The sequence below is a fragment of the Clostridioides sp. ZZV15-6597 genome, assembly GCF_020657815.1.
Taxonomy (GTDB): Bacteria; Bacillota; Clostridia; order Peptostreptococcales; family Peptostreptococcaceae; genus Clostridioides.
The window spans coordinates 1-16765 of the sequence record NZ_JAGWCT010000087.1; the positions used below are offsets into that span (position 1 = coordinate 1).

The 16765-nt window shown below is 28.6% G+C and carries 13 protein-coding genes; 1 reads left to right on the top strand and 12 read right to left on the bottom strand.

Going from position 1 to position 16765, the window contains the following annotated elements:
• Positions 1-301: 301 nt before the first annotated feature.
• The 6 genes from KGF52_RS21695 to KGF52_RS16080 all read right to left on the bottom strand — a co-directional run bounded on the left by KGF52_RS21695 (position 302) and on the right by KGF52_RS16080 (position 8459).
• Positions 302-2167 carry an HIRAN domain-containing protein gene (locus KGF52_RS21695; RefSeq protein WP_227840867.1) on the bottom strand — a complete coding sequence of 622 codons (1866 nt, stop codon included), beginning with the start codon at positions 2165-2167 and terminating at the stop codon, positions 302-304.
• 208 nt (positions 2168-2375) lie between these two features.
• Entirely contained in the window at positions 2376-3158 is a 783-nt protein-coding gene (locus tag KGF52_RS16060; protein ID WP_227840868.1) for a shikimate kinase, read from the bottom strand.
• 63 nt (positions 3159-3221) lie between these two features.
• Positions 3222-4439 (bottom strand): MFS transporter, encoded by a 1218-nt coding sequence (locus tag KGF52_RS16065; RefSeq protein WP_227840869.1) that lies wholly within the window; start codon positions 4437-4439, stop codon positions 3222-3224.
• Positions 4440-4657: 218 nt separating this feature from the next.
• Positions 4658-5521: a shikimate dehydrogenase gene (gene aroE / locus KGF52_RS16070; protein ID WP_227840870.1), complete on the bottom strand. Its 864-nt coding sequence runs from the start codon at positions 5519-5521 to the stop codon at positions 4658-4660.
• A gap of 84 nt (positions 5522-5605) precedes the next feature.
• A complete protein-coding gene (locus KGF52_RS16075; RefSeq protein ID WP_227840871.1) occupies positions 5606-7528 on the bottom strand; it encodes an FAD-dependent oxidoreductase in 1923 nt (640 codons plus the stop codon).
• Positions 7529-7610: 82 nt separating this feature from the next.
• Entirely contained in the window at positions 7611-8459 is an 849-nt protein-coding gene (locus KGF52_RS16080) for a sugar phosphate isomerase/epimerase family protein (RefSeq protein WP_227840872.1), read from the bottom strand.
• Positions 8460-8872: 413 nt separating this feature from the next.
• Here KGF52_RS16080 and KGF52_RS16085 point away from each other — a divergent pair, with 413 nt between their 5' ends.
• Positions 8873-9754: a LysR family transcriptional regulator gene (locus KGF52_RS16085; RefSeq protein ID WP_227830341.1), complete on the top strand. Its 882-nt coding sequence runs from the start codon at positions 8873-8875 to the stop codon at positions 9752-9754.
• Positions 9755-9964: 210 nt separating this feature from the next.
• Here the strand turns inward: KGF52_RS16085 and KGF52_RS16090 are convergent, their stop codons facing one another.
• The 6 genes from KGF52_RS16090 to KGF52_RS16115 form a co-directional block, all read right to left on the bottom strand.
• Positions 9965-10774, bottom strand: a complete 810-nt coding sequence (locus tag KGF52_RS16090) for a DUF3800 domain-containing protein (RefSeq protein ID WP_255646326.1) — start codon at positions 10772-10774, stop codon at positions 9965-9967.
• 211 nt (positions 10775-10985) lie between these two features.
• Positions 10986-12920: a cell wall-binding repeat-containing protein gene (locus tag KGF52_RS16095; protein WP_227840874.1), complete on the bottom strand. Its 1935-nt coding sequence runs from the start codon at positions 12918-12920 to the stop codon at positions 10986-10988.
• A 111-nt stretch (positions 12921-13031) separates the two neighbouring features.
• On the bottom strand, positions 13032-14045 hold the full coding sequence (gene galE / locus KGF52_RS16100; RefSeq protein ID WP_227840875.1) for a UDP-glucose 4-epimerase GalE: 1014 nt from the start codon (positions 14043-14045) through the stop codon (positions 13032-13034).
• Positions 14046-14067: 22 nt separating this feature from the next.
• On the bottom strand, positions 14068-14943 hold the full coding sequence (gene galU / locus KGF52_RS16105; protein WP_269469197.1) for a UTP--glucose-1-phosphate uridylyltransferase GalU: 876 nt from the start codon (positions 14941-14943) through the stop codon (positions 14068-14070).
• 193 nt (positions 14944-15136) lie between these two features.
• Positions 15137-15457: a hypothetical protein gene (locus tag KGF52_RS16110; RefSeq protein WP_227432352.1), complete on the bottom strand. Its 321-nt coding sequence runs from the start codon at positions 15455-15457 to the stop codon at positions 15137-15139.
• The coding region (locus tag KGF52_RS16115) for a hypothetical protein (protein WP_227840876.1) at positions 15447-16765 on the bottom strand (1319 nt) is incomplete at its 5' end. The genes KGF52_RS16110 and KGF52_RS16115, both read right to left, overlap by 11 nt.

Here is a 16765-nt window from a genome sequence, read left to right on the forward strand (position 1 = left end):
TGATTATTACTATCTAATTTCATTGTAATTACTTCCTTTCAGTTTTTACTACTGATTTTATAATACAATACATTTTTGAAAATCAAGTAAAATAAATAACCTATCGGTTAGGCTTACATCTTCTACGTCCTATGGCGAGGAAGAGGAATTTCGCCATTATAGGTTAAATTAAAATAACATTTGCGAATTTTAAATTAAATTCATTTATATGTTAATTGTATTTTAAATTTTTCCATATTTCAACCAAATAATATCAAATATATTGATTATAGTTTAAATTTTAAATAATTCGTAATATTATTTAGTTTACAATTTTTACCTTACCTCTATCTAATACCATTTTAAGAGAATTTTCAACAGTTTCAATAACATCTTTATAACTCAAATATATGTTTATATAAATATAATCTTCATCTAAATTGTATTCAGTTACTCTACAATACAAGAGTTTTCCTCCATCTAATAAATTACTCAAAATATAATTATCTTTTCTTGGAACATAACCTATTACATATCCAGTTTCTCCAACTATTCTGATAGCATTTTCATCATATAAATTATCTTTCTCTCTGTTTAGATAGTATATCTTACTCTTCTCCAATTCCTTTTCCAGATATTCTCTATTTCTAAACCTTGAGCCAGCAACAGCTACTGAAGTCAAATAAATATCTTTACCATGCTCATTTACCTTCAGCTTTTTAGTATTTACAAATTCTTTTTTTAAATTATTACTTTCATATAATAATCGTCTTAACTCATCTTTTAATTTGATATTTTTTTCTTTTTCATAAGCTTCTTTAATTATTTGCATTTCTTTAAGAGAAAGTCTCTCCCTATACCTCTTCAAAATATTTATAGATTCTTTACGTACTTCATTTATATTTCCAAAGATTCCTTTTAAAGAAATATTCTTACCTTCAGGGTACAGTGATTTACTGCCTTTAAGGACAATAAAAAATAACATATCATCATAATATTCTTGTGTTAATTTATTTTTTTCTATATCTTCCATTTTTCCAATTAATTCTTCTATTTTAAATGTTTTTTCAAAAAAACCTAATAACTTTAACTTACAACTTGCACTTCCCTTTTTAGATATATGCCAATACACCTCAAAATCTCGAATATCCTTATTTAAATATGGCAATAAATCATCAAAAGATAAACGTACATCATAAATTTCTGACATTTTTATCATATCTTCTGTCTTTCCATCAGCTTCATTTAGGGCTTTAAAGAATATACTTTTCCATTTTTCGCTGAGTAAAACATTATTCATTTCTTTCTTAAATTCAACTTTATCACAACTTATTTTATCATCTTCTAAAACACCTATTGCTATTAAAAAAATAGAATACAGACTGTCAAAGTTAGTTCCATAGCTTGCTACAATTGGCAAAAATTGATTCACTAATTCTATTTTATTTCCTATATGTTTAAATTCTACACTTAACAAATAATTGCATATAAGATGTGCTAAATTGTTTATCTTATCTTTATCTAAATCTTGTCTTTCAAGATATTCGCTTAAATCTACTGTAGAGATAATATAGCTCATTAATAATCCTTCATATTTTTTATCTTTATATCCTTCTTCAATCAAATAAGAGGTTATTTCAAAATTTAGATTTTCCATATTGACAACAGCAAATACTTTTATTGAACCTGTAGATATTCTAGATAGATTAAACAAATAGGTATTGTAAAATTCAAGTTTTCTAATAGTATTACTTAAATAAAATATGTATTCTCCAGATTTAGAAAATGTATCAACTACTTCTCTTATATTGTCTACATCTAAATAATTTTCACTTAAAACAAGCCCAAGTTTTACATACTCATCTTTTTCACTTGTATATATTAAATCCTTTGTTAGCTGATATAACCACTTTTCATCAATTATTCTCTCCTTTATTAGAGTATTTATCTTTTTCATAAAAATTTCAAAATAACAAATTAGAGACTTATGATTATACTCCTCTAACACGTCAATTTTATTAGATTCACTTCTATAAATATTTAAAATATTCTCCACCAAATTATTTGCAAGTTCTACTTGTTCTCTTAAAGGTATCTTTTCGTATATACATAAATAATTCATTTCAAATGACTCTTTATATCCATCATAATCCTTAATCTTTTGTAGTTGCTTAAAAATACTACCCACTAAATTATCCTCCTTTACATTATTATAATTTATATTGATTATACTACTTATTTTAGTGAATTTACATTTTTACACATAAAAAAATATTACTAGAAATTAAAATTTCCAGTAATACTAATTGTACAAATATTAAAGTTTCATCGCTTAACAATGATTTTGTTAAGTTAAAATTTATTTTTTTAAATACATACTCATTTTAAATTAGAATTTATTTATCAAGTTCCGTTAACTTTACAACTAGCTCTTCACAAATTTCTTTTATTGTTTTATTATCTGTATTTACAATAATATCTGCTGATGCCATATATTTCGCTTCTCGTCTTTTCATCAAATCAGATATAAATTCAACATTCATATTATTATTAAGTATTGGTCTTTCATCACTATGTTTAACACGTTGAAGAATAGTTTCTGGACTTGCTGTTAATAAAACAATTCTTCCACTTTTTTTCATATATTCTACGTTTTTATCTCTAAGTACGATTCCTCCCCCACAGGAAACAACTAGTCCTTCTCTTTGTTGAAAACTTATTAATGCTTGGCTTTCAAGATTTCTAAAATATTCTTCCCCTCGTTTTTCAAATATTTCAGAAATACTCATTCCTTGATGCTCAACTATATATGCATCTGTTTCTACTTGCTCCATTTCTAATAGATGACTCAAGTATGATGACACAGTACTTTTTCCGACTCCCATAAATCCAACAAGCATTATATTATAAGAGAATAAATTTTTAGCCTGTATTTTCTTACTATTTTTTACTATATATCTAAAAATATCTATAATTTCATTTTCAAACTTATGACCTTTTAGCTTCTCAATCAACGCTACTTCTTTTTTATTTTCATAGTCTGGCTGTAAAATGGGAATACCTTTTTCCTTTTTAATATCAATAATACCCTTTATACATTCCATTCTTTTCTCAAGTAAATCAATCAGCTCATCATCATATAAATCTATTTTTTCTCTTATTTTTTCTATATTTTCCATTGTGACACCTCTTCTTTCAGACATGTTAAAATTAAAAATACTTACAATTATATTATACTAATGTTACATATTATAATCATGTACTTTTTCTTTTTCATATCTCATGTTTACAAACAATGCAAGTAAAATTCCAACAAACGTTATAGCTACATTAAATAATACAACGTATTTTGGACCATTTACTCCACCAGATTTTGTAATAAATCCAGCTATATTTAAAATAACATAGTTAGCTATACTAGATGCAATCATAACTATAGATGTTATTTTTCCTTTATTAGTTGGAAACATTTCATTTGCTGTCGATGTAGTCAATTGAAGCACACCACCTGCTGCTGAATAACCTATTACAAATCCTCCTATCATACAGATAGTTGGAGTCTGAACAAAGTACACAATTAATAACATAATTGAAGCTATCACAGGATAGATAACAAGTATTCTTATTGGCTTAACATATTTTTTTATAAGTACAGAAGTTATTAACACTGCAAAGATTACTCCCATTGAATAAAAAGATTGAATTTTTGTAGGGTCAGACATACCATATAATTTACCTAATTCTTGATTACAATTTAGCCATAGTACAAATGTAGATGTACATGTAAATCCAATACAAACAAGAGCTATACTTGTTGGTGTAAACTTCATTTTTTCTGACTTGACAGCCTTTCCATTATTATCAATAACATTGTTAGCTGGAGGAAATGGCAATACAGCTATTAAAATTGCATCTATAATAATAAGAACAGCTGTTACTATAAAAATAACTTTAAATGATATTGAATTTGCTGCAACAAATCCAATTATAAAAGGAAGTAAAAATTGCGCTAAAGCTATTGTGAATTTAGTAAACATATTTGCTATTGTTCCTAGACTAGCAAATATCTCCATGCAAGAAGGTGTTACACAAGTATCTAAAAATGAGTTTGCTGCGCCTCCAATTATTGCAAATATATATGCTATGTAAAAATTTGGTGAAAATACAATTCCAACAAAGAAAATTGCATGTAGAAAATTACCTATAAGTCCACTTACCTTTCTTCCATATTTATCTGAAATAGGGCCTGCAAATGGATATGATATAAGTCTACCTAACCCTAATGCAGCAATAACAGCTAAAACAATACTCACATCAAGAGTTCCATCTGATAGAGTCTTAGCTCCCCACATAGATGCAAATTCTGGTTTATATTGTCCTAAAATTGAAATTCCAATACCAAGTAAAAAATATGAAAAATACAAAGCTATGGCAGTAGGATAGTATTTTTTATTATTCATAGTTATTCTCCTATTCTCGTTAATTTCTTAACATTTTTATATACAATAAACGAATTCCCATAATGGGTTTAAAGAATAGTTAAACTTTTACATTTAACTAGACCATCGATACAAAACCCACTATGACAATTTATAAAGTAATATCAAAACATTTTGTAAAGTAATATCAAAACATTGAGATACATATATTCTACATTATTAAAATATTATTTTTTCGTCTATTTAAAGTATAATTCTTTAATTTCTTCTACAGGCATTTCCAATCCAGTATATAGATTAAAAGCCTCAGCTCCTTGATATAATAACATTCCTAATCCACCAATAGCTTTACAACCATTAGCTTCAGCATCCTCAATCATTTTTGTTTTATTTGGATTATAAACAACATCTGTTACAACTAACTCTTTTCTTAATACACTAACATCTTTTATATTAGTTTCATTGTCATGAGGTTTCATCCCAATAAGCGTTGCATTTGTCAAAATATCACTTGATGATACTTCTTCATAAAGTTTTTCTGTGTCTGCTAAATCATATAAATTAACAATACATCCTGGTACTTCTTTCTTTATATTTTCAACTGTTTGTTCCGCTCTTTTATAAAAATCATCCTTAGCATTGAAAATAGATATTTCTCTTGCTCCATCTAATGCACATTGTACTTGTATAGCAGTTGCCGCACCACCAGCACCCATAATTGTAAGTTTTTTACCCTTTACTTCAACTCCATTTTCTTTTAAATTACGAACGTAACCCACACCATCTGTTATATGTCCAATTAACTTTCCATCTTCATTTACAATTGTATTGCATGCTCCAATTATACGAGCTGCTGGAGAAAGTTCATCCATATATTCTGTAACAGCAGTTTTACATGGCATTGTTACATTTGCTCCTTTTATGTTGAACGTCTTTATAGCTGAAAGTGCATCTTTTACCTTGTCCACAGTAATATCAAAAGCTAAGTATCTATAATCTAAGTCTAATTTTTCAAAACTATAATTATACATTAGTGGTGATTTAGAATGTCCCACTGGTGTACCTATTAATGCGAATAACCCTGTTCTACCTGAAATTTCCATAATTATTATATCCTCCCAATATCATTAATTTCTTTGCAAATAATCTATTTAATTATTTGCAAAGAAACATCTATTTAATTTCAACTATATATTTAATGCTACTTCAAAAGCTTCTTTTGTTGCATCCAATGCTCTACGAGCCTTTACTGCATCCCCAACAACATAAGTTTCATTCACAAATTTCTTTACTTCTTCGCTTAATGGGTCATAATTACGAGAACCCATAGCAAGCACTACTGAATCAAACCCTTTTAAATTATCTTCTGTTCCATCTGCAAGTGAATAGTCAACTCCATCGTTATAGAACTTAGCAACTTTAGCACCAGTAACAGTATGTATATTGTAACTTTTAAAATCATCCATAAGGAATTTACGATGTTCAGAAATTACATCTGCACCAACTTGTTCTCTTAATTCAATAACAGTAACATCATGTTCTTGTTCACCAAGGAATGCTGCCACTTCACAACCAACCATTCCACCACCAACAACAAGAACTTTCTTTCCACAAGATTCTTTTCCATCAAGAAGATCAACTGCATGTATTAATCCTGATTCATTAATTCCTGGTATAGGAAGTACAAGTGGAGTTGCACCAGTAGCTACAATAACTGCATCAGGTGATTTTTCTTTTATAAACTCTACTGTAACTTCTGTATTAGTGTATATTTTTACACCATATTGATTACATTTTGAAATATAACTACGAACTAAATTAGTGATATCTCCTTTACCTGGAGGATATGCAGCTAAACGCATTTGCCCACCAAGCATTTCAGATTTTTCAACTAGAGTTACCTTATGCCCTCTCTCAGCACATACCCATGCTGCAAGCATACCTCCAACACCACCACCAACAACAAGAACTTCTTTTGTAGTTTCAGCTGGTTTAAGTTCAGCTTCATGACCTAATATCGGATTTGCAAGACATGCTATAGGCTTACCTTGGAACATATTTGGTACACAACCTTGCAGACATGCAATACATGGTATCATTTCATCTAACTTACCATTTTTAGCTTTGTTAGGCATGCCTGGGTCAGCTAAACTTTGTCTACCAAATGCAACTAAATCACATCTGCCTTGACGAACCATCAATTCAGCAAATTGAGGCTCTGTATAGCGACCAACAGTTATTACTGGTATACTCACAGATTTTTTTATTTCTGTAACTAAATCTGCACTAAATCCAGCATGAAGAACTGTAGGAGCCCACATATATTCATCATGTATATGTATACTACGTGAAACATGAAGTCCATCTACTCCACAATCTTCTAAATAAGCTGCGATTACTGAACTATCATGTACATCAATTCCACCTAAAATATCATCTGTACTATTTATACGACATAGTATTGCTATAGAATCTCCTACCTTTTTACGTATATTTTCAATTATAAGACGAGGTAATCTCATTCTATTTTCAAAACATCCACCAAATTCATCTACACGTTTATTTGTTCTTGGTGATATAAAACTACTAACTAAATATCCATGAGCACAGTGAACTTCAACAGCATCCACACCAGCTTTTTTTGCACGTAACGCAGCATCTCCATAAGATTCTATAAGCTCATATATTTCTTCAGTTGTTATTGCCAATGGTGTATTACGTCCATTTGATGCAGGTATTGCAGAAGCAGCTTTTAAAGGATACCCTGCAATTTTTTCATTTCCTTCAGAACCAGCATGTTGTAATTGTATAGATACTTTTGAACCAGCATTATGACAGGCATCTATTACATTTTTGAAACTATCTATTGTACTATCATCATACAAACAAGGTTTACGAGGTCCTCCTTTAGCTTTCTTATCCACAACACTAGATTCTATAGTTATTAATCCAAAACCACCTAAGGCACGTTCAAGATAATAAGCCTTAGAAGTTTCACTTAAAGTACCATCTGTGTTTGCAAAATTATTTCCCATTGGAGGAACTACAAAACGGTTTGGAACTGTCATTGAACCAATTTTTATAGGTGTAAACATAGAACTAATCTTCATAAGGTTTTCCTTCCTTTCATGTTTTATATTTTTTTCTTATATTTTTATGCTTCATATACTTTAATATCGAACAACTCTATTTTTATTTTGGAGATACTTCTGGCCATGCTTTATCTAATACTTTTTTAGTTGCCTTAAATACAGTCTCAGCTGCAGTTGATAATCCTTTAGCTACTAAAGAATCAGATATTACTTCAACACCTATAACTTCTGGTGATATATTATGTTCTTTGATTATTTTTACAAAATCTTCTGTATTTCCATATCCTTCACCTGGAGCTACACGGTCATGTAGTGATTCATCTCTAAGTTTTTCATAAGGTGTCTCTAAAACATCACAAACTTGAATTGATACTATCTTTTCTGCTGGAACAGGTTCAAGGTCATCTACTGTTTGTTTTGCTCTAGCCCAGTGCCATGTATCTAATATAAGCATTGCATTTTCACGGTTACATCCTTTTACAACACGCCAAGCAGTAGCTAAATCTGGCACACCGCTGTATGGCATAAACTCAAGTCCTATAATAAGTTCTCCTGCTCTATCACATAATTCTCCCAATGCAGTTATAATTTGTTCTTCTGGTACCATTTCTAATAGACCACAATTTATATGTTTAACATTAAATAAACGAGCCATATGATAAACATTTTGCTCTTTTTCTTGTTGTGCTTCTGTTCTATCTTCTTTAGTTCCCCATTGAGTTATATATTCTACTTCTGTAACTTTCATATTATATTCATCAAGAATTGAAAGCATTTCTTCGTCTGTAACTCCAGCATTTTTTGCATCTACATAATTTTCAGCACGTAATCCAATACCATCAAATCCAGCTTCTTTTGCAATACGAACTCTGTCGCGAAATGAAACTTCTGTACCTAATGTATAAGAACTAATAGTAATTGGAATGTTAATATTTTTTTGATTATTCATAATTTAAATATGCCCCCTTTAATTTCTTTATAATTAATATTTTTTTTGATTTTATTTTTTTATTTATTCTACTAGTAGTATCATTTTACTTTAAAAATAAAAATATTTTTTTGATTTATCTTTATCTAGATTTTATAAATTTATTGTATCATGAGACTTTGTTAATAACAAATTGATAATTTCCTATCAATTCATAGATTTTGTTTATAGATTTTATTGATAATATAATTTATTAATGTATTCCTTAGCTCTATCTATCTAAAATTTAAGACAAAAAACGATAAATTTTTTTAAAAGCTTTTATTATTATGCTGTAATCATATATAATAAAAATGTGAAAAACTTCTTTAAGGTCAACTTCTTTAAATACATACAAATAAAAAATACGATACTCATGAAAGGATGAACAAAAATTGAATTTATATCACTTACGCTATTTTGTTACATTGGCACATTTAGAGCACTATACAAAAGCAGCAGAAAATTTATCTATAACACAACCAAGTTTGAGCCATGCTATTTCTTTGTTAGAAAGTGAACTTGGAGTGTCTCTATTTGAAAAGGAAGGTAGAAATATAGTTTTAACTAAATATGGTAAAATATTTTTAAAAGATGTGGAAAAATCATTAGAAATCTTAGACTCAAGTGTAAAGTCACTAAAGATAACTGGTACTGGTGAAGGGCAAATTGACTTAGCTTTCCTTAGAACACTTGGTACAGACTTTATACCTGATATGGTTCATAGATTCTTAAAATCTAATCCTGATAAATCAATTGACTTTAAATTCCATACAGGTGTAACTACTGATATTATCCAAGGTCTTAAGGAAAGAAAATACGATATTGCTTTTTGCTCAAAACTTGAAAAAGAGAAGGGAATTGAATTTATACCTGTAGCCAAACAAGATTTAGTATTAATTGTACCATATAGCCACCCACTGGCTACAAAAGATACTATAGATTTAAAAGAAACAATACCTTATCCTCAAATAGTATTTAATCAAAGAAGTGGACTTAGATATATAATTGATGACATGTTTAAAAAAATAAATCAACAACCTAACATAGTTCATGAAGTAGAAGAAGACCAAGTAATTGCTGGATTAGTTGCAAAAAATTTCGGCATAGCTGTAGTCCCAAATATGTCTATGCTTAAGTTTACAAAAGTAAAAGTAATTCAAATCGTTTATCCAAGTTGGGAAAGAAATTTTTACCTAGCAGTTATAAAGGATAGATATTTACCACCTGCGATTAAAAATTTCAAAAACTTTGTCATTAAAAATGCTCAATTATAAGAATTAATAAAAGAGGTTATTTTTAAATAGTCTCTTTTTTAGTATTTCTTCCAAAATAAAAAAATCTATACTTCTAAAAGTATAGATTCTTAACTGACAGTCGGCATCCGAGTCCCAGCAATAATCGTTATATAACAGCAACTGTATTTCAATTCCTGAATAACTGAGTTACTTATATTATATCAATTTTCTAAAAATTTGTCAATCTATCTATCTCATTTTTTCAAGCCATGGTCCAACAGGCTCTATAATTGGAACTTCTTTAAAACCCCAATTTCTTATGTCATTTAAATTAGTTGGAGTGTATATTTTACTTCTTACAGATTTAAATATTTTATTTTTTTCCCCATATTGTATACATTTTGGATTTGCTTCTATTAATCCTCTTCTAGCTCTACTAAGAGGATTACATAGAATATCAGCTATTTCTAAACCCTCTTTGTAATCTACATCTTCCTTTTTTGCAATTATAAAACCTTTTACCTTATCTCTTAACTCTTCATCTATATCTAAATATATTGTTCCATTATTAAAAACATCAAAAAATGCCTTTTGTACTTTTAAATTTGAAACATCATCTCTTGATTCAATAACTATTCTTGCAGACTCTACACTTTCATTATTTACAAATGAATAGAAATTTTGAAGTACATGTATAAAAGCCACAACATAAGGTTCCTTTGAAGGTGCATAATATTTTTTTAATCTAGTCTTATCTACTGTTACTGATATTATGGTGCACTCTAGTTTAGATAGAAATAAAGGTAATTCATCATAAAATAACTTAATTTGTGAATCATCAAACCTTTCAAATGCTCTTGACTTTCTGGATATGTCAGTCAAGTGTATTCCTATATTAATAGTTCCAAAGCAATACTCTTTAAATACATCCATCTCTTTCCTTAAACAGCAGACATAATCACCTTGACTCACTGCATATTTATATTCAAAAATTACTCCTGTTAATGTAAATGGGTCCTCATGATTTATATCAGCTCTCCCACTTTCATCAATAAACATTATATACTTCTTCTTTATAATTTCACTCACCCTCTTAACATATGATGATATCACCTATATTTATTTTATATGAGTTTTGAAAATATTCCAAGATTTTTAGATAACTTAAACTTAATTTTATAATAAAAAAATTGAGATATAAATAATCAAAGCTTTAGGCTGTTGAATTTTACATCTCAATTTCATTTTATACATTAGTTATATAGTTTTATTATTTTCCAAGAATATCTATTAATTTATCCATGCCTATATAAGATACTCCTCCTCCAATTTGATAAGGAGTTTCAACTCTTTTATTTGCAAATACTCTATTTTGTTCTGATGATAATCCTGAATTATTCATTAAAACTATTGGTGAGTGTAATTTTGCAGCTAATGGACCAGCTGATAAAGCATCTACTAAAGCATCTGATTTGCTAACTAATACAGATTGTAAATCAGTATCGCCATAGAATTTTTCTATAACTTTAGCATTGGTATCTAATCTGTCATTTCCATATATTCTATTTCCTGAAACATCTTCAGTAGTTATTTCATTCATCTTAGCTATTGCTGAATCATTGATTGCATTTGGTCCACCTATAAAATATGCATTTTCTAATTTTCTTTCTGTTAGCCATATATAAGATTCTTCTGTAATTCCATCTTTCTTAACTAATATTATAGGTTGTTTTTCTTCTCCAGCTTTAGAAGCTACAGATAGAGCATCTGCTTCTCCATTTCCAGAAACCATATAAGCTGTCTTTATTTCTTCTCTGTTTCCAAGTTCATTAGCTATTCTTATAGCAGTTTGATATCTATCTTGGCCTGATATTCTCTTTGTCTCTGCATTAAAAGTAATCTTTATTTCTTGCTCTAATTTAGAACTTATTGCATTTTCTCCACCTATTAAAATTACTGTTTTAGGTGCTAATGAATTCATTTCTGAAATAGTTTCAGTTGGTAATTTATCTGTATTAGTAAGTAATATTGTTGCGTTGTAACTACTTGCCAAAGGTGTTGCTGTTATTCCATCTGCTATTGCATTTCCATTTACTAATACAACAGTATCTGAACTATCAGCACTCCAATTTCCAACTTCACTTATTTTTTTAGCTGTATCAAATCTATTTGCTCCTATAACTGTGTTCCATGTAGGGTTTATTGTTCCATCTTCATTGAAAGTATAATCTTTTCCATCTATTTTTTGAGTTCCTGTTAACATTTTACCTTCTTTGTCTAAATAGTAAGATTTACCTTCTAATTGTTGCCATCCTGTTTGCATTACTCCTGTTTTATCAAAGTAATACTTATTACCATCTATTTCTTGCCATCCTACTACTGATAATCCATCATTTCCTAGATAGTATTTCTTGCCATCTTTTTCTTGCCATCCTGTTTGCATTACTCCATCTGAATTAAAGTAATAAGTTTTTCCATCAATTACCTTCCATCCAGATACTCTTACTCCATCAGTTCCTAAGTAATATTTTTTGTTATTAATTGTCTTCCATCCTGTTTGCATTACTCCTGAAGCATCAAAATAATACATTTTTCCATTTACTTTTAACCAACTATTTTTTTGGTATGTTCCATCAGATTTTACATAATACTTCTTACCATTTTCTGTTTTCCATCCTGTTTGGTTTAAGTTTATCTTATATTTTGCTGCTATTTTAGTATAACTGTCATTACTATAATCTATAATTACATCTGAACCTACTGGAACTTGGTCAAATAACCATCTAACCTCTTTATTATGCATTCTTATGCATCCACCAGAAATGTGTTTTCCAATAGAACTTTCATTGTTATTTCCATGTATCCCATATGTATCTCCATAAGTTCCTTTTAATGCTAATCCCATCCATCTATCTCCTAATGGATTTTTTGGACTTCCTCCAGGTATATTTCCTTTATAATATGGTCTATTTTTTATCTTGTTAACTACCTTTGTTTTCCCTGTTGGTGTCTCTGAACCTTTTTTCCCTGTTGCAACTTTAAATTCTTTTACAAGCTTGCTATTTACAAAATATCCTAGAGTATTTTTTCTTGAGTTTACTATAATTACATGTTTACTGGCTGCACTTGATTCTGGTACGCCACATGCAAATACTAAAACTAAAGTCATTGCTAGTACTAAATACTTTTTTAGACTTTTTTTCACTATAACTTCCCCCCTCTTTTAGAAACATAACTACACGCCTCTAATTATAACATAAAATTACCAATATCTTGTATTTACAAATTTGTTACATTTACCCCATTAATATTCATTTTATACCTCGTATCCATTTGGATTCATACTTTGCCATCTCCAAGAATCTTGACACATTTCTTCAAGTTCATATTTAGCTTTCCACCCAAGTTCTTTCTCTGCTTTTGATGAATCTGCGTAACACATTGCTACATCTCCAGCTCTTCTTCCAACAATTTTGTATGGTATCTCTTTTCCACTGGCTTTAGAAAATGCTTTAACTAAATCAAGAACACTATATCCTTTACCAGTTCCTAAATTATAAACAACAAGTCCTGGATTTTCTTCTAATTTTTGTAATGCCTTTACATGACCAGCAGCTAAATCTAATACATGTATATAATCTCTAACTCCAGTCCCATCATGAGTTGGATAATCATTTCCATACACACTTAGTTCTTTTAATTTACCTACTGCTATTTTTGTTATATAAGGCATTAAGTTACTTGGAATTCCATTTGGTTCTTCACCAATTCTTCCACTCTTATGAGCACCTACTGGGTTAAAATATCTTAAAAGTGCTATATCTAATGACTCATCTGCTTTTGATATATCCACTAACATCTGCTCTATCATAAGCTTCGTTCTTCCATATGGATTAGTTACAGAAAGTGGGAAATCTTCTAATATAGGACAAGTATGTGGATCTCCATATACGGTAGCTGATGAACTAAATACAAATTTCTTAACACCGTATTCTCTCATTAATTCAAATAAATTTAATGTACTTATTAGATTATTGCTATAATATTCAATTGGTTTTTCTACTGATTCTCCAACTGCTTTTAAAGCTGCAAAATGGATAATAGATTCAATATTATTTTCTTTAAATACAATGTGCATTTCATTTTTATTGGTTATATCAATATTATAAAACTTTACTTGTTTTCCAGATAGTTCGCTAATTCTATCAACTACTATTGAGTTGCTATTACTTAAATTGTCAACTATAACAACTTCATAACCTGATTCTAAAAGTTCTATTGCTGTATGGCTTCCTATATATCCTGCTCCTCCAGCTACTAAAACCGCCATAGTAATTACCTCTTTTCTAAATTTATTTTTCGCTTACTTTTTTTCTCATATAATCCATTAAATCATCTTTTAGATTTTCTCTTTTTAGAGCAAAATCTATTGTCGCCTCTAAAAATCCAATCTTATCTCCCACATCATACCTTCTTCCTTCAAAGTTATAAGCATAAATAGCTTCTTGTTTTCCAAGAGTTTGAAGTGCATCTGTTAACTGTATTTCTCCACCCTTTCCAGGTGTTTGTTTCTCTAATATATCAAATATTGCAGGAGTTATTATATATCTTCCAAGTATGGCTATGTCTGATGGTGCTTCTTCAATTGCAGGCTTTTCAACCATATCTTTAACTTTGTAAACTCTATCTTCTATATGTTTTATATCCAATATTCCATATTTGTTTGTATCTTCTTTAGCTATCTTTTGAACACCTAGTACAGTTGTTTTATATTCATTATAAGTATCTATTAATTGCTTTAGACAAGGCACATCTGAGTCTACTATATCATCACCTAATAATACAGCAAAAGGTTCATCACCTATAAAACTTTTTGCACAGTAAATTGCATGTCCAAGACCTTTTGGCTCCTTTTGTCTTATATAGTGAATATTTACCATATTTGATATATCTCTTACCATTTCTAGCATTTCTGTCTTACCTTTTTGTTCTAATTCTAACTCTAATTCAACTGATTTATCAAAATGGTCTTCTATAGATTTTTTATTTCTACCTGTTATTATAAGAATTTCTTCAATTCCTGAGTCTATAGCTTCTTCTATTATATACTGTAAAGTTGGTTTATCTACTATAGGAAGCATTTCTTTGGGCTGTGATTTTGTTGCTGGTAAAAATCTAGTTCCTAGCCCTGCTGCTGGTATTATCGCTTTTTTTACTGTCATCTGCATTTTTTCACCCTTCTTCGTAAATTTTCTCTTGTACCAAATTAATATACCATATTTATACTTTTTCTTCAAACTCTATATTATCCCAATTCTTAACATTACAAGAACATAAAGGTAGATGAAATTTCATCTACCTTTAGTTTTTATAAGTTAATATATTATATTGTCTATATTATACCTAAAACTCACATAGGTACTAAATTTCATCTAAAATGCCCTTTATATCACTATCTATATCATCATCCAAATATGAATCTAAATCTTCTAAATCCACTTCTAATTCTTGATATGTCATGTCAACACTTACATCTTCATCTATATCCATTTCTGATATTAATTCTCCTAAGATGCTATTTCCATCAGTATCTAAATCTCCATCTATATCCTCACTTATATAGTTTTCATTTAAGACTTCATCTAAATCAATCTCATAATAAACTTCATTATTTTTTTCATCACTTGAATTTAGTCCTAAAAATTCATAATTAAAATTCCATACATTGTATTTACTTGACATACTTCATTCCTCCTGTGAAAAACATATTTTCATCTAGCTTATTGGCTCCATAATCAACAGAATTATATATTTTTTCAATTATGTCTTTTCTTCTTTCATTTGTATTATTATTTAATGTCAATTGTCTAAATACATATGTATTTGTTATTCTCTCGAATAATACTTCTTTTATACTATCATCATTAATATTTTTATAGTTTTTCCATAAGACTTCAAATAACTTAAACATCTCTCTACTAGTTTCATCCACATAGTAAGGATACATATTTTCTACTAAATGATTTAATCTTGATATAGCTTGTTTTAAAAATACATCCAAGTTTGCACTTTCACTTTCCTTTAACATCCTATAATTGTATCGCTTCTTATCTTCACCTGATATTACAAATATAATATTATCTAAACTTTTTTCAACTCCATCTAAATAACTACTTATATTGTATGATAAATCAAAGAATAAATTTTTAATCTGTCTAAATACTTGTACATCAAGTTTTGCATTATACTTTTCAAATAACTCTATCTCTTGATTTTCTAATATTCTTGGAGTATAAGCTGATATTAAGTCTAAATTATTTCTCTGTTCTTGTATCTGATTATAAAGTGCATTTATGACTTCTATTCTTATTTCATCATTCAATTCTCTTTCTAATACTTTATCAAATTCAGATTTCATGTAATAGATATTTCCAAAGAAATTAAATATTATCATATCATTCATAGCTTTAGACCAATTTTTATATAAAATCTCAACAGAAACGTCTTTAAGTAGTGGTTTTTTTGCATATATAAATACATCTTGCATAAGTTTTTGAACCATACTTCTACTTAAATTTAAAATTATTTTTTGATTATTAAATTTTATTTCTGTTTCTACAAAATTAGAATTTCTACTTTCAATTTCTCTATTAATTACAATATCTTTGACATCACTATTTTTTATAGATATAATTTCTTTTTGGAAAGATTTCAGTATCGTTAAACTATTAAAATCTTCTTGGATAAAAAATGGAGCATGCTTTAATGTATATCCTACTATTTCATTTTCTATGTCTTTTAAATCCTCTATTTGCATAGCTTCTTTATTTTTATCATTTATGTGCAAGTTAAATACATTTTTATTATCATATAATATAATGTCTTCTCCTAAAATTAACTTTGAACAATTATCTTTTGTTGACTTAACAATAGTTTTTTTAGACTTCTTATTTATAAAAATAAGTTGATCCTGATATTTTACTAAAAGCATATTTGTGTTTTTATAATCAAATCCATCTATATTTCCTGATATTTTACAGAATACTATAT